Raw genomic sequence first — 19,660 nt, 5'->3', positions numbered from 1 at the left:
CGCAATGAACTTGCGATATGGGGATGGCTGAACGCGCCGGTACCCCTGTGTCTCGCAAGGGCATGACGCGGTGGCGTTCTCAGCCTATTGCAGTTTATCTGGTGATCCTGGCGCTGGTGGCGCTGGTTCCCGCCTTCATATTTTCTGCCGTCCTGCTCCAGCGTAACAATGAGGCGCAGGCGCGGGTCGTCGAGACGCTGGTGACGGCGACTGCGCGCTCGATCGTGCAATCGGTGGATCGCGAGATCAATGCCAACGTCAGCACGCTGAAGGTGCTCGGCACGACGCCGTCGCTGCTCGAGGGCGACTATGCCGCGTTCCACCAGCGGGTGCGCGCCGCGCTCGCCGGTACCGGCAATTTCATCTACATCGTCAACTCCGACATGACCTCGCCGCTCAGCACCCGCGTGCCGCTGAGCGAGCAGACGACTGTTCCGATCACCGATGTGGCCACGGCAGAGCAGGCCTTCGCGACCCGCGACGTCGTGGTGTCGGACGGTGTGATTGGCGCCGTTTCCAAGCAGTGGGTGATCAGCATCCTGATGCCGGTGTATCCGCCGGATCGCGAGCCGCTTCTGGTTGGGTTCAGCCGCAGCGCGGCGGCACTGAGTTCTGCGCTGTTAAGCAGCCGTATCCCCACTGGGTGGGAAGTGGCGCTGATCGATCGCAAGGGGCACACTCTGGCGGCGTCCCAGGACGCCGGCGAGCCGGGAGAGAATTTCGACCTGCTGGAAGACGACGACCTGATCTCGGCCACGGGCTGGCAGCCGATCACCCGCGATGGCACCGACTATTTCGTGGTGCGACAGAAGTCGCTGATGACGGGTTGGACGCTGGCCATGTGGGCCCAGCGCGATGTCGTTGAAAAGCCGCTCGAGGATGCCTTCTGGTCGCTGCTGGCCGGCGGCGTGCTGCTGGCGGCCGTGGTGGTGCTGGGGATTTATCTCGTCAGTCTCAGGATCGGCCGATCGGTTCACGGGCTGCAAAAGGACGCCAAGAGGCTGGGCAGCGGGCAGCCTGTCGAAGCGCGGCCCTTCCCGATTAGCGAGATCGCCACGGTTTCTGAGGCGCTGGGCGAGGCCTCGCGGCGGCGGCAGACGGCCGAAACCGAAGTCCGCTTCCTGATGCGCGAGCTGGCGCACCGCAGCAAGAACCAGATGACGGTGATTGCGGCGATGGCCAAGCAGACGGCGCGCGGCGCGGATTCCGTGCCGGAGTTCGTCTCGGCTTTCGAGAAGCGCATCTTCGGGCTGGCGCGTTCGACGGACCTGCTGCTGGCGCATGGCGTGGCCGGTGTCGACCTGAGGGAATTGCTGGTCAGCCAGATCGACCCGTTCTGCCCCATCGACGGCAAGCGGGTGGTGGTGGACGGGCCGGACCTGCGGCTCAATGCGCAGGCCGCGCAGATCATCGGCATGGCCGCGCATGAACTGGCGACCAATGCAGTTAAATATGGCGCCTTCGCCGTGGAAGACGGCAAGGTGCATGTCAGCTGGAGCCAGACTCCGGATGCCGTGAGCTTCGTGTGGCAGGAGACCGGTATCAACCCAGGACCCGACACGCACCGCCGCGGCTTTGGAACGACAGTGCTGGAAAACATGGTGGGCCGGTCGCTTGGTGGCGAGGTGACACGCGAGGTGCAGGACAGCGGCATCACCTGGAGGTTCACGCTGCCGATGTCGTCGCTCGACCCATCGAGCGCCCACAAGGCCAACCGCGCCAACCCACCGCCTGTCGCCTCCTAGAAATGACTGGAAATCGGCGGCTTCTTCCCCTATAGGAGCGCCGGTATGTCAGGCTTTGGCCTGTCGTTACGTATTGGCTCTGCCTGGACGACATCCCGGGCAGCAGCGTCCCATCCTCCTCTATTTGAAAGGACTTTGAGATGTCGATTACCGCAGAGCGGAAGTCTGCCCTCATCAAGGAATACGCCACCAAGGCCGACGATACCGGTTCGCCGGAAGTCCAGGTCGCGATCCTTTCCGAGCGCATCGCCAATCTCACCGAACACTTCAAGGCACACGGCAAGGACAACCATTCCCGCCGGGGCCTGCTGAAGATGGTTTCGACCCGTCGCCGCCTTCTGGACTACGTCAAGAAGCTGGACGACGCCCGCTACAAGTCGCTCATCGAGCGCCTGGGCCTGCGCCGCTAAACCGGCGCCGATCAAATCGGGCTGCGAGGTACGCCTCGCGCCCTGCCCGGCCGAGCCGGGTGCATGCGTAGGCTGACGACTATCGCGGAGCATGGCGAGATCATCAGCCGCTTACCACGCCTTCGGAGAAGGCGGACCAAGCAGTGAGCGGCTCATCGTCTTGTCCATGTTCCGCCCCGGCCGATACCCGGGTGTCAGCGCGGAACAGTGCCGATTTTGGGTCGGACCCGCACATGGGGTGCAGGTTGCGGCTGGCACACCGGATGAGTTCGCGGGGGCCCTACGCCTCCCGCGTTCCCGCTCATGCCGGCAGAATGGAAAGACACAACATGACCATCAATTTCGATCACCACAAAGTCGAACTCAACTGGGGCGGCCAGCCGCTGACCCTCGAGACCGGCAAGATGGCACGGCAGGCCGATGGCGCCGTGCTGGCCACGCTGGGCGAGACCGTGGTTCTCGCGACCGTGGTTTCGGCCAAGTCGCCGAAGCCGGGCCAGGGCTTTTTCCCCCTGACCGTGAACTACCAGGAAAAGTATTTTGCCGCGGGCAAAATTCCCGGTGGCTATTTCAAGCGTGAAGGCCGTCCGACCGAAGCCGAGACGTTGACCTCGCGCCTGATCGACCGTCCGATCCGTCCGCTGTTCCCCGATGGCTACAAGAACGAGACCCAGGTGGTCATCACCGTTCTGCAGCATGACATGGAAAATGCGCCGGACGTGCTCGCCATGGTCGCCGCTTCCGCAGCGCTGACCATTTCCGGCGTGCCGTTCATGGGCCCGATCGGCGCCGCGCGCGTCGGTTATGTCGATGGCGAGTATGTGCTGAACCTAGCCGTCGACCGCCGCGCCGAAAGCAAGCTGGACCTCGTGATGGCCGGCACGCAGGACGCCGTGCTGATGGTCGAGTCCGAAGCTCAGGAACTCAGCGAAGAGGTTATGCTGGGCGCAGTGATGTTCGGCCACGAGGCCTCCAAGAAGGTCATCGACGCGATCATCAAGCTGGCCGAGCTGGCCGCCAAGGAACCCCGCGAGTTCAACGCTCCGGATTACTCGGCGCTGGAAAAGGACGTGCTGGCGGTTGCCGAAGCCGACCTGCGCGAGGCCTACAAGATCACCGACAAGGCCGAGCGCTATGCGGCTGTCGCCGCGGCCAACGCCAAGGTTGAAGAGCATTTCGCCGCGCAGATCGAAGACGGCAGCGTGTCGTCGGAAGGCCTGCACGAAGTGGTGCACAACCTGCAGGCCAAGATCGTCCGCTGGAACATTCTCGACACCAAGTCGCGCATCGACGGCCGTGACCTGACGACGGTCCGCCCGATCCAGGCGGAAGTGGGCGTGCTGCCGCGCACCCATGGTTCGGCGGTGTTCACCCGCGGCGAGACCCAGGCGCTGGTCGTTGCCACGCTCGGTACCGGCGATGACGAGCAGTTCGTCGACAGCCTCGAGGGCACCCACAAGGTGAACTTCATGCTGCATTACAACTTCCCGCCCTATTCGGTCGGTGAAGCTGGCCGCATGGGTTCGCCCGGCCGTCGCGAAATCGGTCATGGCAAGCTGGCATGGCGCGCCATCAACCCGATGCGTCCGAAGGCCGAAGAGTTCCCCTACACGATCCGTGTCGTGTCCGAGATCACCGAGTCGAACGGCTCGAGCTCGATGGCGACCGTGTGCGGCACCTCACTGGCGCTGATGGATGCCGGTGTGCCGATGAAGAAGCCGGTGGCCGGTATCGCCATGGGCCTGATCCTCGAAGGCGACCGCTATGCGGTGCTCAGCGACATTCTCGGCGACGAGGATCACCTGGGCGACATGGACTTCAAGGTGGCCGGTACGTCCGATGGCGTGACCAGCCTGCAGATGGACATCAAGATCGCCGGTATCACCGAAGAGATCATGAAAGTCGCACTGGAGCAGGCCAAGGGTGGCCGTGAGCACATCCTGGCCGAGATGGCTCAGGCGCTCGACACGTCGCGCGACAGCGTCGGCGAGTTCGCGCCGCGCATCGAGACGATCACCATTCCGACCGACAAGATCCGCGAAGTGATCGGCACGGGCGGCAAGGTGATCCGCGAGATCGTCGAAAAGACCGGCGCCAAGGTCGACATCAGCGACGACGGCACCATCAAGGTCTCCTCGTCGGATGGCAATTCGATCGATGCCGCGATCAAGTGGATCAAGTCGATCACCGACGAGCCGGAAGTCGGCGTCATCTACCAGGGTACCGTGGTGAAGACCGCCGATTTCGGCGCCTTCGTGAACTTCTTCGGTGCCAAGGACGGGTTGGTGCACATCAGCCAGCTCGCCGAACAGCGCGTCGGCAAGACCACCGACGTCGTCAAGGAAGGCGACAAGGTGTGGGTGAAGCTGCTGGGCTTTGACGAGCGCGGCAAGGTCCGCCTGTCGATGAAGGTCGTCGATCAGGAGACCGGCAAGGAAAAGGCGCCTTCCGAGGCTGCCGAATAAGCCAGTCTCACTGGTGTGAATTGAAGCCCGGGGTTTTCGCGACCCCGGGCTTTTTCGTGCGCTGGCGCCGAGACAGGTTGCAGCAAATTGAATTGCCCATCGCAGGCCGCCGGGCGCAGAATGCCGGGATGAAACAGCTTGTCGTCGCGCTTGGTCTTTTGCTCGCCACCTCGTCGGGGGCGCTGGCGCTCTGCGTCGGGGTGCCGGATGGCCCCAGCAGCGGCTATGTCGCCAATGGCATGCAGCAGAGCCTCTGCCTCAATGGCGAGGTGGCCACCGACACCGCCTATCGCAACCGGCAGGTGCAGATCGACAGCACGCTGATGAACCTGCAGATCCAGCAACAGCGGCAGCAGTTTTTGGCGCAGCAGAACCGCGCAATGCAGATGCTGCCGGTGATGCCGGCGCCCAGCTGGCCCTGAGAGCTCCGCCGGACTGACGCCGGTCCCGGTCGAAAATTCTCCAAAAACATCGCGGACGCTGTCGATTGGCAGGTCCGTCGTTCGATGTCTCTATATCGGCGGGTGATGTGAAGGATCCGGAGGACCGGGTCACCGCCGCACAACTGGGAGAATTGCAATGCGTTTCATGGTGCTCGTCAAAGCCTCGCCAGAATCCGAGGCCGGGCAGATGCCCTCGCAGGACGAGCTGATGGCTATGGGTAAGTACAATGAGGAACTGGTGAAGGCCGGTGTTATGCTGGACGGCGGCGGGCTGCACCCGAGTTCGAAGGCGGCGCGGATCCATATCGATGACGGCAAGGCCAGCGTCACCGACGGCCCGTTTGCCGAGACGCACGAGCTGGTGGCCGGCTACTGGTTGTGGGAGTGCGGGAGCCTCGCCGAGGCGATCGAATGGGGCCGGCGCTGCCCCGGTGACGGCGCGAAAGGCGGATTCAACATGGAAATTCGCCAGCTGTTCGACCTTGCCGATTTCGAGGATGGGCCGGGCATTGAGCAGCATCACAAGGTCGCCGCCGAGATGGCAGAGCGCGAGACATCGCAAAGCTGAGCGTGCCCGCGCGGCTTGCGGCGGGGCGGGCAACGGTGTTTCCTGCCTTGCCGTGACCGACACCAGCCGCTCCATCGAAACCATCTGGCGTATCGAGGCTCCGAAGATCATCGGCGGCCTTGCGCGGCTGGTGCGCGACGTCGGGCTTGCCGAAGAACTGGCGCAGGATGCGCTGGTCGAGGCGCTCGACCGCTGGCCGCGTGACGGCGTGCCGGAGAACCCGGGCGCCTGGCTGATGCTGGTCGCCAAGCGCCGGGCGCTCGACCGGTTTCGACGCAACCGGATGATGGCGGAAAAGGCCGGCGAGATTGCCCGCGAGACCGAGGCCGAGACCGACCCGAGCGCGGCGATCATTGCGGCGATGGACGATGATATAGGCGACGAGCGGCTGGCGCTGATCTTTACCGCGTGCCACCCGGTGCTGCCGGTCGATGCGCGGGTGGCGCTGACACTGCGGCTGCTCGGTGGCCTGACGCCGGTGGATATCGGCCGGGCGTTCCTGACCAGCGAGACGACCATCCAGCAGCGGATCGTGCGGGCCAAGGCAAAGCTGCGCGACGCCGGGATTGGCTTCGAGGTTCCGCATGAGGCGGCGCGCCAGGAGCGGCTGCCGAGCGTGCTGTCGGTGATCTACCTGATCTTTTCGGAAGGCCATGCGGCGACCGCAGGCGACGATCTGCTGCGCCCGCAACTGGCCGAGGAGGCGCTGCGGCTGGGACGCAGCCTTGCCGGGCTGATGGCGGATGATGGCGAAATGCTGGGGCTGGTGGCGCTGATGGAGCTGACGGCCGCCCGCTTTGCTGCACGCACCGACCGGCAGGGCAACCCGGTGCTGCTGGCCGACCAGGACCGCAGCCGCTGGGACCGGCTGCTGATCCGGCGCGGAGAGGCGGCGTTGCGCCGTGCTGCGGCGCTGGACCAAGCGCCGGGACCCTACCGCCTGCAGGCCGAGATTGCGCTTTGCCACGCGACGGCAGCGCAGTTCGCGGACACCGACTGGGTGCGGATCGCCGCGCTCTATGACGCGCTCAACCGCGTCTCGCCTTCTCCGGTCGTGGCGCTCAACCGCGCCGTGGCGATCGGCATGGCGTATGGACCGGCGGTGGCGCTGGTGGCGGTCGACGGGTTGATGCAGGACCCGCGGCTGGCGCAGTTCCACCTGCTGCCCAGCGTGCGCGGCGATCTCTTGGAAAAGCTCGGACAGTTTGACGCGGCGGCCGGAGAGTTTGCCCGGGCGGCGGCGATGACCGCGAACCAGCGCGAGCGGCGATTGCTGGAAGACCGGGCGGACGCGTGCCGTGCAAGGGGCGGCTAGGCGCAGCCTCGAGCGGATCAAACGCCTTTGCGGTTTTCCGGCAGTACGCGGTGCGGCGGCTGATGGCCATCGACAAAGGCCCGGATGTTGACGATGACCGTTTCGCCCATCTCGAGGCGGGCCTCGAGCGTCGCCGAGGCCATATGGGCGGTGAGGACGATGCGGTTCTTGCGGGCCAGATCGAGCAGGCAGGGATCGATGCCGTTGCGGCTTTCGAAGACGTCGAGCGCGGCGCCCGAGAGGTGACCGCTTTCGACCGCCTTTATCAGCGCCTGTTCGTCGAGCAGTTCGGGGCGCGAGACATTGACCACGAAGGAATCCTTGCGCATTGCGGCGAGGCGCTCGGCATTGAGGATGTTCTGGGTCGAACGGGTCAGCGGCGTGTGCAGCGAGACGATATCGACATGCGGCAGCATGGCGTCGAGGCTGTCGTGATAGGTCGCCGACAGCGCCTCTTCGACCTGCGGCGGCCGGCGATCGCGTGAATAATAGTGGATGTTGAGCCCGAAGGTGCGGGCGCGCTCGGCGACGGCGGTGCCGATGCGGCCCATGCCGACGATGCCCAGCGCCTTGCCGCGCAGGCGCCGGCCGAGCATCCAGGTGGGGGCCCAGCCGGACCAGCGGCCTTCGCGCGGGATGATTCCGGCGCCTTCGACGAGGCGGCGCGGCAGGGCGAGCATGAGCATCATGGCCATATCGGCCGTATCCTCGGTGAGGACGCTGGGGGTGTTGGTGACGATGAGCCCGGCGGCATAGGCGGCCTCGACATCGATATTGTCGAAGCCGTTGCCGAACTGGGCGATGAGCCGCAGGCTCTTGGGAAACCTGGCGATCAGCGCGGCGTCGATGCGGTCGTTGATCGAGGACACGAGGACATCGCAACCTTCGACCCTGGCCAGCAGTTCTTCAGACGATAGCGGCGTATCAGCCGGATTGAATTCGGCCGCGAACAGCGTCGTCATCCGCGTTTCGATCTGCGTGGGCAGGTGGCGCGTGACGAAAATCCTGGGTCGACGGTCAGTCAAAAGCGGCGCCTTTCAGCGACCATTAAGGTCTTTTGTCTAGTGATAGGGAAAAAGCACACCCCTGCAAAGTCATGTTCGACCAACCCGACCCGACACCCGTTCGAGGCGTTCTCCAGATGCGATTCGGCAGATTGCTGATGGCCGCACTTGTGGCCCTTGTTCCCGTTAGCACCGGCTCCGTGCCCGTAGCGCTCGGCGCCGACACCCCCAGCGGGTTGCCGCTGCCGCGGTTCGTGACCACGCGATCGGACCCGATCAACGTGCGGGTGGGTCCCGGCACGAAGTATTCGGTGGCCTGGGTCTATGTGAAGGCCGGGGTGCCGGTGGAAATCATCCAGGAATTCGACACCTGGCGGAAGATCCGCGATGCCGATGGCTCGGAAGGCTGGCTGCACCAGAACCTTTTGCAGGGCAAACGCACCGCCGTGGTGACGCCGACGGCCGCCGCGGGCAATGCGCCAGTCGCCTTGCGCAGCGGTCGATCGGGTGATGCGAGCGTGCGGGCGTGGCTGACGCCGGGCTATGTGGTGGAGCTCAAGGCCTGCGACGGCAGCTGGTGCGAAGCCAGCGCGAGCTATACGCCGGAGGGCGGCAGCAAGCAGACCTATGCCGGCTGGATTGCTCAGGCCGAGCTTTGGGGTGTGTACGCGGACGAAGAATTCGACTGAGGTCGGGCGTCGGGCTACTTGGCGCTTGAGTTGAGAGGCACGATGCTGGGTCTGGCGCACAACACCAACCTTCTTGTCCCCTACGACCCACAATGGGCTGTGGACTTCGAGACCGAGAGACTGCGGCTGGCGGCTGCCCTGTATGGCACAGCAGCGAAAGAGATCGCGCACTACGGCTCCACATCCGTGCCGGGCATGCCGGCGAAGCCTATCCTCGATATCCTGATCGGCGTTTTGCCGATGGCACGCTGGCGAGAGTGCCTGATGCCGCTGCTGGATCTCGGCTATGACCATGCTGCCGATGCGGGTGTGGCGGGCCACCACATTTTTGGACGCGGACGAAACCGCAGCGAGCGCACGCATCTGGTGCATCTGGTGGAATATGGCGGCCCATCATGGGGGCCAAATCTGGCGTTTCGAGATGCCCTGCGCGTAGACGCGACCTTGCGCGCCGCGTATTTGGCCGAGAAGCAGCGCGCAATGACTGAAGCGCCGAACAGCCGACCGGCCTACAATGACATCAAAGGCAGCTTTATCGCCGCGGAAAAAGCGAAACTGAGTACGTAGGGCTCAGCGGGCTTTCTTGACCCGCACGACGACGTCGACATGGGTGATGTCCATGCCGGCCGGCGGCTCGGGAAGGTTCTGGATAACGATGGACGAAGCCGGGATGTCGATCACCCGCTGCTCGTCTTCCAGATAGAAGTGATGATGGTCGGACGTGTCGGTGTCGAAATAGGACCGCGACGCATCGACCGCCACTTCGCGCAGCAGACCGGCTTCGCGGAACTGATGCAGGCTGTTGTAGATGGTGGCCAGCGACACATTGACCCGGCTCGACTGCGCCTCGTCATGCAGCTGCTCGGCGCTTACATGGCGATGCGGACCCGAAAACAGCATTTCTGCAAGAGCAACGCGCTGACGGGTGGGGCGCAGCCCGGCCATCCGCAGGACCGCAGTGAGGCAGGGCCTGCGCGACGGAATCGGGCGGTGGTTCAAGCTACGTTCGGTCATTGGGTCGTGTATCAGGCTCCAAGGTCGTGGAACATATAGCTTTACCGCGGATTTCATACAAGCGCCCGAGCGCCGCAGGGCTGGACAACCCCGGTGCGCGCTTGACCCTCATCGAGCCCACCACTACTAACACACGCCAGCGACCGAGAGGAATGTCGGCCCATGGCTGAGCGCAAAAGTGCCTATGACTACGATGACCTGATCCGCAGCGGAAAGGGCGAACTGTTCGGCGAGGGCTATGCCCAGCTGCCGGCCCCACCGATGCTGATGTTCAACCGCATCACGCATATCGACGCTGATGGCGGCTCCCACTCGAAAGGTCAGGTGCGCGCCGAGCTCGACGTCACTCCCGACCTGTGGTTCTTCCAGTGCCACTTCATCGGCGACCCGGTGATGCCGGGGTGCCTGGGGCTCGACGCCCTGTGGCAGATGCTGGGGTTCTACCTGTGCTGGGGCGGATCGCCGGGCAAGGGCCGCGCACTGGGCGGCGAAATCAAGTTTTCCGGCCAGGTCACCAATGATGTGAAACTGGTCGAATATGGCATCGACCTGAGGCGCGTGATGCGCTCGCGGCTGGCGCTGGGCATTGCCGACGGCTGGGTCAAGGCCGACGGCAAGGTGATCTACGAAGCCAAGGACCTTCGGGTCGGTCTGTTCACGGACATCTGAGCCGGGCCATCGTTCCGGCAGAAGGAGAGACTATGCGGCGTGTCGTCGTAACGGGTATGGGGATCGTCTCCTCGATTGGCAACAATCTCGACGAGGTGCTCACCAGCCTGCGCGAGGCCCGGCCCGGCATTGTCGTGGCCGAGGATTATGTGAAGTACGGCTTCCGCTGCCAGGTGCATGGCGAGCCCAAGCTCGACCCGTTCGAGGTGCTGGACCGCCGCACGACCCGCTTCATGGGCAAGGGCGCGGCCTGGAACTACATCGCCATGCAAGAGGCGATCGCCCAGGCCGGGCTTGAAGACAAAGACATCAAAAACCCGCGCACCGGCATCATCATGGGCTCGGGCGGGCCGTCGACCCGCACCGTGGTCGATGCCGCCGACATCACCCGTGAGCGTGGCCCCAAGCGCATCGGGCCGCTGGCCGTGCCCAAGGCGATGAGCTCGACGGCTTCTGCGACGCTGGCGACGCCGTTCGGCATCCAGGGCGTGAACTATACGATCAGCTCGGCCTGTGCGACTTCCAAGCACTGCATCGGCGCCGGCATGGAGCAGATCCAGTGGGGCAAGCAGGACATCGTGTTCGCCGGCGGCCACGAGGATCTCGACTGGTCGCTCAGCAACCTGTTCGACGCGATGGGCGCGATGTCGACGAGCTTCAACGACACGCCGGAAACCGCTTCGCGCGCCTATGACGCCAAGCGCGACGGCTTCGTGATTGCCGGCGGTGCCGGTGTGCTGGTGCTCGAAGAGCTGGAGCATGCCAAAGCACGTGGCGCCACGATCTATGCCGAAATCGTCGGCTATGGCGCGACGTCGGACGGCTACGACATGGTGGCCCCTTCGGGCGAAGGCGCGATCCGCTGCATGAACATGGCGCTGGAGACGGTGAAGGGCAAGGTGGACTACATCAACCCGCATGCCACTTCGACTCCGGTGGGCGACCTGAAAGAGATGGAAGCGCTGCGGGCCGTGTTCGGCAATGAGGACAGCTGCCCGCCGCTGTCGGCGACCAAGTCGCTGACCGGCCATTCGCTGGGTGCGACGGGCGTGCAGGAATCGATCTACAGCATCCTGATGATGCAGAACCGGTTCATGTGCGAGAGCGCCAATATCACCGAGCTGGACCCGGCCTTCGCCGACATGCCGATCCTCAGGCAGCGCAAGGACGATGTGGATATCGGGATCGCGCTGTCGAACAGCTTCGGCTTCGGCGGCACCAATGCCACGCTGGTGTTCCAGCACCCCGACGCGGCCTGACGGGCCAAACGCATTCGGGACGCCGGCGCGACCGGCGTCCCCTATTCCCCCCGCAACTCTCCTTCCGGCCTCGTGCCGTTGCCCGTAGATTGAGCGGCGCAACGAGGGGATTGAGATGCAGGGCATCGCGCTTTCACAGCAGTTTCATGACGAGATCGTCCGGCCATTCCTCGCCAACGCGGCGCCGGGGCTGCGCTCTGCCGCGGCGCTGATCGGCTATGGCTCCGAACTGCTCGGCTTCGACGACGAAACCTCGCGGGACCACAATTGGGGTCCGCGTGTCCTGATCTTCGTTTCGGAGGCGGACTTTGCGCGCCACGCCGACCGGCTGGTTGCCGAATTCGTCCAAGCGATGCCGACGCGTTTCGCGGGCGAGCCGATCGGCTGGCGCAGCCGTCCGCACCCGCCTGCCTCTGGCCCCGGCGCCATGGGGCATGCTGCGCACGGGCTGGAGTTCCACGTGCTGTCGCAGTTCATGGCGCGGCAGCTCGGCGTCTCATCTGTCACCGGGCTCAGCGCCCTCGACTGGCTGGGGTTCGCCGAGCAGCGGCTGCTCGCCTTCACCGCAGGCGCGGTGTTTCACGATGATGACGGTGCGTTGACGCATGCGCGTGCCGCGCTGTCGCGCTATCCGCGCGACGTGCGGCTGTACAAGATCGCCTGCCAGTGGCGGCGCATTGCCGAGGAGCAGGCCTTTGTGGGCCGCACCGGGCAGGTGGGCGACGCGCTGGGTTCGCGGATCGAGGCGGCGCGACTGACACGCGACGTGATGCGCATGGCCTTTTTGCTCGAGGGGCGTTACGCCCCCTATCCCAAATGGCTGGGGAGCGGCTTTGCGCGGCTGTCGCTGGCCGAGGTGCTGACGCCGGCACTCGCCGCAGCGCTCGGGGCCGAGGACTGGAGCGCACGTCAGGACCATCTCGCGACCGCTTATCTCGCGCTGGCGGCGTATCAGGTCGCCGCGGGGCTGGGACAGCCGGTCACGCCGGTGCTCGGGCCTTATTACGACCGGCCGTTCACCACGATCAATGCCGATGACCTCGTGGCGGCCAGCATGGGGGCGATTTCGGACCCCTGGCTGCGCGAGCTGCCGGTGATGGGCGCGCTCGACCAGCTCAGCGATCTGACGCCGCTGCTCGAAGATCCGCAGACGGCGCGGCGGATTATGGCGGCGCTTTACGCCGCGCCGTAGTCGAGCTCGGTGAAGCGGGCGGCGCGGCCATCGTAGAGCAGCAGCCGGCCGATGAGCGGTGTGCCGGTGCCGGTGATCAGCTTGATGGCCTCCATGGCCATCAGCGTGCCGATGACGCCGGTGACGGCGCCCAGCACGCCGACCACCTCGCAGGCCGGCAGATCGGCTTCGTCGGGCGTGTCGGGATAGAGATCGCGGAACTGCGGCCCTTCGGGCATGAAGACCGTCACCTGCCCATCGAACATCGACACGGCGCCCGAGACCAGCGGGATGCCGGCCGCCGCGGCAGCCTTGGCCGTGGTGAGGCGGGTTGCAAAATTGTCGGTGCCGTCGATCACGAGATCATAGCCGGACATGAGCTGCGCGGCATTTGCGGCTTCGAGGCGCTCGGGATGCGCCCTGAACTGCACGAGCTCGTTGAGCCCGTTGACGAATGCTTCGGCGCTCGCCGCCTTGGCGGTGCCGATGGCGTCGGTGCGGTGGATGACCTGGCGCTGCAGGTTGGAGAGCGAGACGGTATCGTGATCGACGACGCCGAGCGTGCCGACGCCGGCAGCGGCCAGATAGGCGATGACCGGGCTGCCCAGCCCCCCTGCCCCGATGACCAGCACGCGGGCCGCCTTCAGCCTTTGCTGGCCCTCGCCGCCGACGCCGCGCAGCACGATGTGACGCGAGTAGCGGCGGGTTTCGGCGGGGGTGAGGGCACTCACTCGACGAGGTCCGGCAGGGGCACAGCGATGAAGCGGCGATCGGGACCCTCGAAGCCATGGGAATAGACCGAGATGATGGCAATGGGCGTCTTGTCGAACCAGTACCATTCGGTGGGGCCAACGACCGCATAGAGCTTGTAGCCGACGGCGCAGCCGCGGGAACGCGGCACGGTGTCGTCGGCGTAGAGCAGGCTGTTGCTGCCGTCTTCGCGCATGGCCCGGAGCTCGAAGCCGACCGGCGGCTCGTCCATATAGTTCAGGCAGTCCGGGTTGCCGGGCGGTGGCGTCGTGGTGGTGAGCGACAGGGTGACGAGGTTGGTCGGCCCGCCCATGGCGAAGCCGGGGCGGCCGAAGGTCAGGGTCGCGCCATTGTCGGGCAGGATCTCGCCATCGCCATTGAGCGCGGTGAAGGTCGCCGGCGCGGTCACATCGAACTCGGCCAGCGCCGCCTCGGCCTTCTGGTGTGCCGCATCGCGGGCCAGGGCAACCGGCCCGCCATCGGTTTGACGCATCACCCGCCATGGGCTGCCACCGACCCAGCGATCCTGAGCAACATCGACCAGATAGATATTGGCAAAGGAGAAGCCGGAGCCATCCTGAATGCCGAATTCCTCGAAGGCGAAATAGCGGCCGTCCCCGGAAAATCCGATGGGGGCAAATGTGGCAGCGTCGCCGGCCGCTGCAGGGGCGAGCAGCCCCAGCAGGATTGCAGCGCTAGCGGCCAGTCGAGCCAAAGCCCCCCGTACCCCGTTCCGTATCATCGAGTGTCTCCCTCACATCGAATGCAGCCGTGGTGACCGGCGCCACGACCAGTTGGGCGATGCGATCGCCACGCTGGATCTTAAACGGTTCTGCGCCGAGGTTGATCAATATGACGCGGATTTCGCCCCGATAGTCGGCATCGACGGTACCGGGGCTGTTGAGCACGGTGACACCGTGACGGGCGGCAAGGCCGGAGCGCGGGCGCACCTGCGCCTCGTAGCCGAGCGGCAGGGCGATGGCGATGCCGGTCGGCACCATCTCGCGGCCGCCCGGCGGCAGGGTGACGATGGCACCCTCAGGAAGCGCGGCCACCAGGTCGGCGCCGGCGGCTCCCGTGGACTGATAGGCCGGAAGCGCGAGCCCCCGGCCATGATCGAAAACCTGCAGCGCGATGCTGATCGAGTTGGTCATAAGGTCAGTTGGTATCCACTACGGCATAGAGCTCGTCGGGCAGCTTTGCCGTGCCCTGGAGCAGATCGGTGAACGGAATCACATATTTGGCGGATGTCTTGTCTTCTGACAGGGTCATGTTGGTGTCGGTGATGGCCTTGCCCTTGACGACGATGGTGACATCGTGGCCCTCGAAATAGGGCATGACCATCGCGGCGCTCTCCGCGTCCTGGCCTTCAGTCACCTGACCGGCCATGCCCTCGGTCTTGAAGGCGACGCGCACAACGCCCGGGCTGACCACGGTGAAGGCGGCATTCTCGTTCGGGCCTTCCTTGTTGACGTCGGCCAGCTTGCCGGAGGCCTCGATGGTGCAGGTGGCACCGCCATCCTCGGTTTCGGTGAGGACGGCGCCGGCCTCATCACAGAAGCCATCGTCGGGATCGCTGCCTTGGGCGCCCATGCTTTTCAGCATGGGGTAGAAGTCGGAACTCATGGTAATCGTGCTGACACCGCGGCCCTCGGTCTCGGACAGCACTTCGACTTCGGCGGTGACATCAATACAGCCGGCCAGAATGGCGGTCAGGCCCAATATGCCGGCGATTCGACCCAGTGTTTTCGGTGTCATTGCGTGCTCCATAGACGTTTTTTGATTTGCCCGGACCTTAGGCGGGGGTCCGATCTGCTGCAAGATCGCCACGCTATTGCCAGCGTGATGAACACAATCTGAGTGGCAGGCGACGGCTCAGCCGGCAAGCTGGGTGACGATATAGACCACGGCGGCGCAGATTATGGCGACGAAGGCGGCGAGCTGCAGCCCGTCGCGCCATTTGCGGCCGGTCGAATTGGCGGCCTGCTGCTGCTCGTCGAGTACGGTTTCGACGCGGGTGATCAGCCCCGGGACGCGGCCGAGCGTCTTGACCGCGACTTCCGCGTGATCCTGCAGCTGTTCGAGCTTGCCGAGCGGGCCGGCGGCGCGGCGCACGAACTCGCCCACCACGGGCTCGGCGACCGTGAAGATGTCGAGATCGGGATCGATGGCGCGGCTTACGCCTTCGACCAGCACCATGGCCTTTTGTAAGAGGATGAGCTCGGGCCGCGCCTTCATCTGGAACATTTCGGTGGTGGCGAAGAGCTGCCCCAGCACTTCGGCCATCGAGATGTCGGAGGCGAGCCTGCCCTGCTGCGGTTCACCGATGGCGCGCAGGGCCAGGGCGAAATCGTCGACCGACTGATCGGGCAGCACATAGCCGATCTCGAAATGGCGGCGCGCGATCATGTGATAGTCGCGGGTGATGAAGCCATAGAGGATTTCGGCGAGGAAGCGGCGCTCGCGGCGGTTGATGCGGCCCATGATGCCGAAATCGACTGCGATGACGTCGTGCGTCTTCGGGTCGACGAAGAGATTGCCGGGGTGCAGATCGCCGTGGAAGAAGCCGTCGCGCATGGCATGGCGCAGGAAGGACTGCAGCAGGTTGGCGGCGATTCGCTTGCGATCGAGCCCAGCGGCGTCGATGGCCGCGAGGTCGCGCGCCGGAATGCCCTCGACCCAGCCGGTGGTGAGCACGTTGGCGGCGGTCTGGTTCCAGAACACCTTGGGAATGACGAAGCCGGTATCGGATTCGATATTGCCGGCAAGTTCGGAGATGGCCGCCGCTTCGAGGCGAAGATCGAGTTCGAGCCGGGCCGAACGATCGAGCGTCTTGACGATTTCGACCGGGCGCAGCCGGCGCAGGCGCGGCACCAGGGCTTCGGCCAGACGGGCGCCGGCATATTGGGCTTCGATGTCCCGGTGGAAGCGCTCGGCGATGCCGGGGCGCAGGAGCTTCACCGCGACGGTGCGGCGGCCCTCGGCATCGGTGAGCACGGCGCGGTGCACCTGGGCGATGGAGGCTGCGGCGATGGGTGCCGACAGTTCGGTGAGCGCGTCGGCCTTGGCGCCGAGCGCGGCGCGCAGCAGGCCGGGGACGCTGGCCGGATCGAAGGGCTCCATCTTGTCCTGCAGGACCGACAGATCATCGGCCACCGCGGCGCCGACGATATCGGGGCGGGTGGCCAGGATCTGGCCGAATTTCACATAAGTGGGGCCGAGCCGGTTGAGGGCATTGGTGAGGCGTTCGACACGGCCGGTGCGGCGCACTTCGGGGCGTTCGAGCAAACGGCCGATGCGCAGACCGGCGCGCATGGCGGGCGGCACCGCCGGGCTATCCATGATGGCCAGCGTCCCCTCGCGCGCGAGCACCCAGCCCGTATGCACGAGGCGGAAATAGGCGGCTAGACCCATGGGTTCAGAGCTTCCAGGCGGCGTGCAGGGCCGCGATATTGCCGGTGAAGGGCGTGTGCGTGACGCGGCGGAAGCCGGCATCGGCAATCATGCGCGAGAAGTGCTCTGCGGTCGGGAACTTGCGGATCGATTCGACCAGATACTGATAGGGCTGCGCATCGCCGGTGACGGCGCGGCCGGTGGGCGGAATGATGCGATCGGAGAATGTGCGGTAGACCTCGGCCAGTACCGGGGCATCGACCTGGCTGAACTCGAGGCAGAGGAAACGCCCGCCGCGCTTCAACACGCGATGCGCCTCGGCGAGGGCGCGCTCGATGCGCGGCACGTTGCGGATGCCGAAGGCGATCGTATAGGCGTCGAAGCTGGCATCCTCGAACGGCAGCTCTTCGGCATTGGCCTCGACGAAGGTTGCCTGGGTCGGAAAGCGCCAGGATTTGGCACGCTCGGCGCCGACGCGCAGCATGTCGGAATTGATGTCGGAGACGGTGACTTCGGCATAGCCGACCGAGGCGTTGACGATGCGCTCGGCAATGTCGCCGGTGCCGCCCGCCATATCGAGCACGCGATAGGGCACGGAGCCCGACTTGGGCGGGGCAAGGCGCGCCACCATGGCGTCCTTCCACAGACGGTGGACGCCGCCGCTCATCAGGTCATTCATCAGATCATAGCGATCGGCGACGCGGTGGAACACGTCGTCGACGAGACCCTGCTTGTCCTCGAGCGCCACAGTGCGCTCGCCGAAATGCGTGGTTTCGCTCATCAGCCGGCCTTTCGAAAACTGGCGCGGTTATAGCCGAAGCCGCCGCGGCTTGCCATGCGGGAAAGAGGCGCAGGGTTATCGGGGTGTTGGGGTGGCTCCGGCGCGCGCGCCCTCATGGTTCGACGGGCTCAGCGCGAGGGCTCAGGAGCCTTGGGCTTGTCGGCGGCAGCGGGGCGGGCCACATAGGCGGGACCAAGGAGAACTGGATGCCTGAACTGCCCGAGGTCGAGACGGTGCGTCGGGGGCTGATGCCCTATGTGACGGGGGCACGCATCGACAGCGTGAAGCTGAACCGCAAGGACCTGCGCTTTCCGTTGCCGGAGGGCTTTGCGGAGGCGCTGACCGGCACGACGATCGAAACGCTGGGCCGGCGGGCGAAATATCTGCTGTTCCGGCTGTCGAGTGGCGAGACCTGGCTGAGCCATCTGGGGATGACCGGGATCTACAGATTTGCCGATTTCCGCTTCAAGGAGGCCTCGCGCTATTACGAGCCGAGCGCTGAGAAAAAGCACGACCATGTGGTGCTGGCGCTGAGCCACCCCGAGCATGGCCAGATGTCGCTTATCTATAATGACGCGCGGCGGTTCGGATTCATGGACCTATATAAAGACGAGGACACCTGCCCCTATCTGAGCGCGCTGGGGCCCGAGCCACTGGGCAATGGTTTCAACGCCGAGGAGATGGCCGAGCGCTTTCGCGGCAAGGCCGCGCCGATGAAGGCGGCGCTGCTGGACCAGCGGGTCGTTGCCGGGCTGGGCAATATATATGTCAGCGAGGCGCTGCACCGGGCCCATATCCGGCCCGATGTCGCGGCCAAGAGCCTGGTGCTGAAATCGGGCAAGCCCTCCAAGCGGCTGGAGGCGCTGGCGGACGGGGTGAAGACCGTGCTGATCGAGGCGATCGACGCCGGCGGTTCGACGCTGCGGGACTTCCGGGCGGCCGACGGCGGCTCGGGCTATTTCCAGCACCGGTTTGCGGTCTATGACCGGGAAGATGCCCCCTGCCCGACGCCGGGCTGTCGGGGGGTGATCAGGCGGATCGTGCAATCGGGGCGCTCGACGTTTTTTTGCCCGGTCTGCCAGCACTGAGGGGAATCGGCAGCAGGCCGCCCGGAGGCCTGATTCCAGTTGACGCAGAGGCATAGCGCGACTATACAGCGCCGACCTTGGCGGCCCGGTGCCGCCGCTTTCATTTCATCGCCCCTGGCTTTTGCGGCACAGTACGCTGAGCCAGTGGGTTGGACGCCAAGAGGAATTCATGGCCAATACCCCTTCGGCCAAAAAGGCCACTCGCAAGATCGCAGCCCGCACGGAAGTGAACAAGTCGCGCCGTTCGCGCATGCGCACGTTCATCCGCAAGGTCGAAGAGGCCATCGCCGGTGGCGACCACGCAGCTGCCATGGCCGCGCTGAAGGTTGCCGAGCCCGAGATCGCACGGGCTTCGAGCAAGGGCATCGTTCATGCCAACCTGGCCGCCCGCAAGGTGAGCCGCCTGAACCACCGGGTGAAGGCGCTGCAGGCGTCCTGATCCGACAGACTCAGGTCTGGCGACAGTTTGCGAAAGGCTCCCTTGCGGGAGCCTTTTTTGTTGCGCGATCGGCAAAAAGCGCGGCGGTTATGCAAGCGGGTTTGTACGGCCTGTCACATTAAGTGTGACAGCAATGCTACAGTCAGGCGGCTACGTTAACGATTTGCCTAAAAGCCCAGAAATCCGGGCGTTTCACCCGCATGGCCCTACGTGATTTCAGGGGTCAATCGTGGAAAGAAATCTCCCAAACGGCAGAGTCTGTCACCGGGTGCTCAGAGCGAAAAACGACGGTATTTCTGGATTCAGCCTTGAGTCACAGCGCCTTAAAAATCGGCTGCGGCAGGGTGGCGCAGGGGGCCTGGCGGAAAGGTTTTCCTCTAAGCCCGAGTCAACCCCCACAAGGCGAAAATGCCCCGTTGCTTCGGTAAATTCCACTGTCTAATATGCCTTCGTTGGC

General features: G+C 65.1%; 21 protein-coding genes. 13 read left to right on the top strand and 8 right to left on the bottom strand.

The features are described 5' to 3' along the window. Nucleotides 1-23: 23 nt before the first annotated feature. The 6 genes from ACN0TK_RS09105 (at nucleotide 24) to ACN0TK_RS09080 (ending at nucleotide 6,946) form a co-directional block, all read left to right on the top strand. Nucleotides 24-1,745 (top strand): sensor histidine kinase, encoded by a 1,722-nt coding sequence (locus ACN0TK_RS09105; RefSeq protein WP_417309162.1) that lies wholly within the window; start codon nucleotides 24-26, stop codon nucleotides 1,743-1,745. 140 nt (nucleotides 1,746-1,885) lie between these two features. Then, on the top strand, nucleotides 1,886-2,155 hold the full coding sequence (rpsO, locus tag ACN0TK_RS09100) for a 30S ribosomal protein S15 (RefSeq protein ID WP_417309161.1): 270 nt from the start codon (nucleotides 1,886-1,888) through the stop codon (nucleotides 2,153-2,155). A 329-nt stretch (nucleotides 2,156-2,484) separates the two neighbouring features. After that, nucleotides 2,485-4,620, top strand: a complete 2,136-nt coding sequence (gene pnp / locus ACN0TK_RS09095) for a polyribonucleotide nucleotidyltransferase (protein WP_417309160.1) — start codon at nucleotides 2,485-2,487, stop codon at nucleotides 4,618-4,620. Between the two features lie 128 nt (nucleotides 4,621-4,748). Continuing rightward, nucleotides 4,749-5,042 (top strand): hypothetical protein, encoded by a 294-nt coding sequence (locus ACN0TK_RS09090; RefSeq protein WP_417309159.1) that lies wholly within the window; start codon nucleotides 4,749-4,751, stop codon nucleotides 5,040-5,042. A 157-nt stretch (nucleotides 5,043-5,199) separates the two neighbouring features. Beyond that, nucleotides 5,200-5,631, top strand: a complete 432-nt coding sequence (locus ACN0TK_RS09085; RefSeq protein ID WP_417309158.1) for a YciI family protein — start codon at nucleotides 5,200-5,202, stop codon at nucleotides 5,629-5,631. A 52-nt stretch (nucleotides 5,632-5,683) separates the two neighbouring features. Further along, the gene (locus ACN0TK_RS09080; protein WP_417309157.1) at nucleotides 5,684-6,946 is read left to right on the top strand and encodes an RNA polymerase sigma factor; all 1,263 of its coding nucleotides are present in this window, start codon (nucleotides 5,684-5,686) and stop codon (nucleotides 6,944-6,946) included. 17 nt (nucleotides 6,947-6,963) lie between these two features. Here ACN0TK_RS09080 and ACN0TK_RS09075 read toward each other — a convergent pair whose 3' ends face one another. Further along, nucleotides 6,964-7,971, bottom strand: a complete 1,008-nt coding sequence (locus ACN0TK_RS09075; RefSeq protein WP_417309156.1) for a 2-hydroxyacid dehydrogenase — start codon at nucleotides 7,969-7,971, stop codon at nucleotides 6,964-6,966. Nucleotides 7,972-8,108: 137 nt separating this feature from the next. On the opposite strand from ACN0TK_RS09075, the gene ACN0TK_RS09070 reads away from it, so the two are divergent. Both ACN0TK_RS09070 and ACN0TK_RS09065 read left to right on the top strand, forming a co-directional pair. Beyond that, a complete protein-coding gene (locus ACN0TK_RS09070) occupies nucleotides 8,109-8,639 on the top strand; it encodes an SH3 domain-containing protein (protein ID WP_417309155.1) in 531 nt (176 codons plus the stop codon). Between the two features lie 42 nt (nucleotides 8,640-8,681). Continuing rightward, nucleotides 8,682-9,206 (top strand): GrpB family protein, encoded by a 525-nt coding sequence (locus ACN0TK_RS09065; protein ID WP_417309154.1) that lies wholly within the window; start codon nucleotides 8,682-8,684, stop codon nucleotides 9,204-9,206. 3 nt (nucleotides 9,207-9,209) lie between these two features. Here ACN0TK_RS09065 and irrA read toward each other — a convergent pair whose 3' ends face one another. Beyond that, a complete protein-coding gene (gene irrA / locus ACN0TK_RS09060) occupies nucleotides 9,210-9,653 on the bottom strand; it encodes an iron response transcriptional regulator IrrA (protein ID WP_417309153.1) in 444 nt (147 codons plus the stop codon). Nucleotides 9,654-9,815: 162 nt separating this feature from the next. On the opposite strand from irrA, the gene fabA reads away from it, so the two are divergent. The 3 genes from fabA to ACN0TK_RS09045 all read left to right on the top strand — a co-directional run bounded on the left by fabA (nucleotide 9,816) and on the right by ACN0TK_RS09045 (nucleotide 12,773). Next, nucleotides 9,816-10,322 (top strand): bifunctional 3-hydroxydecanoyl-ACP dehydratase/trans-2-decenoyl-ACP isomerase, encoded by a 507-nt coding sequence (fabA, locus tag ACN0TK_RS09055; RefSeq protein WP_417309152.1) that lies wholly within the window; start codon nucleotides 9,816-9,818, stop codon nucleotides 10,320-10,322. Between the two features lie 32 nt (nucleotides 10,323-10,354). Continuing rightward, on the top strand, nucleotides 10,355-11,581 hold the full coding sequence (gene fabB, locus ACN0TK_RS09050) for a beta-ketoacyl-ACP synthase I (RefSeq protein WP_417309151.1): 1,227 nt from the start codon (nucleotides 10,355-10,357) through the stop codon (nucleotides 11,579-11,581). Between the two features lie 115 nt (nucleotides 11,582-11,696). Then, nucleotides 11,697-12,773, top strand: a complete 1,077-nt coding sequence (locus ACN0TK_RS09045) for a DUF4037 domain-containing protein (protein ID WP_417309150.1) — start codon at nucleotides 11,697-11,699, stop codon at nucleotides 12,771-12,773. Here ACN0TK_RS09045 and ACN0TK_RS09040 read toward each other — a convergent pair. The 6 genes from ACN0TK_RS09040 to ubiE all read right to left on the bottom strand — a co-directional run bounded on the left by ACN0TK_RS09040 (nucleotide 12,758) and on the right by ubiE (nucleotide 17,676). Then, a complete protein-coding gene (locus ACN0TK_RS09040; protein WP_417309149.1) occupies nucleotides 12,758-13,483 on the bottom strand; it encodes a HesA/MoeB/ThiF family protein in 726 nt (241 codons plus the stop codon). The two genes, ACN0TK_RS09045 and ACN0TK_RS09040, sit on opposite strands and share 16 nt — an antisense overlap. Then, a complete protein-coding gene (locus ACN0TK_RS09035) occupies nucleotides 13,480-14,217 on the bottom strand; it encodes a DUF2259 domain-containing protein (protein WP_417309148.1) in 738 nt (245 codons plus the stop codon). The genes ACN0TK_RS09040 and ACN0TK_RS09035 overlap by 4 nt, the downstream gene beginning before the upstream one ends. Then, nucleotides 14,198-14,656 (bottom strand): dUTP diphosphatase, encoded by a 459-nt coding sequence (gene dut / locus ACN0TK_RS09030; RefSeq protein ID WP_417309147.1) that lies wholly within the window; start codon nucleotides 14,654-14,656, stop codon nucleotides 14,198-14,200. Before dut ends, ACN0TK_RS09035 begins: the two co-directional genes overlap by 20 nt. Nucleotides 14,657-14,660: 4 nt before the next feature. After that, nucleotides 14,661-15,260, bottom strand: coding sequence for a hypothetical protein (locus ACN0TK_RS09025; protein WP_417309146.1), 600 nt, complete (start codon nucleotides 15,258-15,260; stop codon nucleotides 14,661-14,663). 117 nt (nucleotides 15,261-15,377) lie between these two features. Continuing rightward, nucleotides 15,378-16,916, bottom strand: a complete 1,539-nt coding sequence (ubiB, locus tag ACN0TK_RS09020) for a 2-polyprenylphenol 6-hydroxylase (protein WP_417309145.1) — start codon at nucleotides 16,914-16,916, stop codon at nucleotides 15,378-15,380. A gap of 4 nt (nucleotides 16,917-16,920) precedes the next feature. Further along, nucleotides 16,921-17,676, bottom strand: coding sequence for a bifunctional demethylmenaquinone methyltransferase/2-methoxy-6-polyprenyl-1,4-benzoquinol methylase UbiE (ubiE, locus tag ACN0TK_RS09015; RefSeq protein WP_417309144.1), 756 nt, complete (start codon nucleotides 17,674-17,676; stop codon nucleotides 16,921-16,923). A 206-nt stretch (nucleotides 17,677-17,882) separates the two neighbouring features. On the opposite strand from ubiE, the gene mutM reads away from it, so the two are divergent. Further along, entirely contained in the window at nucleotides 17,883-18,764 is an 882-nt protein-coding gene (mutM, locus tag ACN0TK_RS09010; RefSeq protein ID WP_417309143.1) for a bifunctional DNA-formamidopyrimidine glycosylase/DNA-(apurinic or apyrimidinic site) lyase, read from the top strand. A 169-nt stretch (nucleotides 18,765-18,933) separates the two neighbouring features. Then, nucleotides 18,934-19,203: a 30S ribosomal protein S20 gene (gene rpsT / locus ACN0TK_RS09005; RefSeq protein WP_417309142.1), complete on the top strand. Its 270-nt coding sequence runs from the start codon at nucleotides 18,934-18,936 to the stop codon at nucleotides 19,201-19,203. Nucleotides 19,204-19,660: the final 457 nt, after the last annotated feature.

Source organism: Devosia sp. (assembly GCF_048261455.1).
Taxonomy (GTDB): Bacteria; Pseudomonadota; Alphaproteobacteria; order Rhizobiales; family Devosiaceae; genus Devosia_A.
Note: the sequence above shows the minus strand (reverse complement) of the source record. Positions and strands in the feature narration are given on the sequence as shown.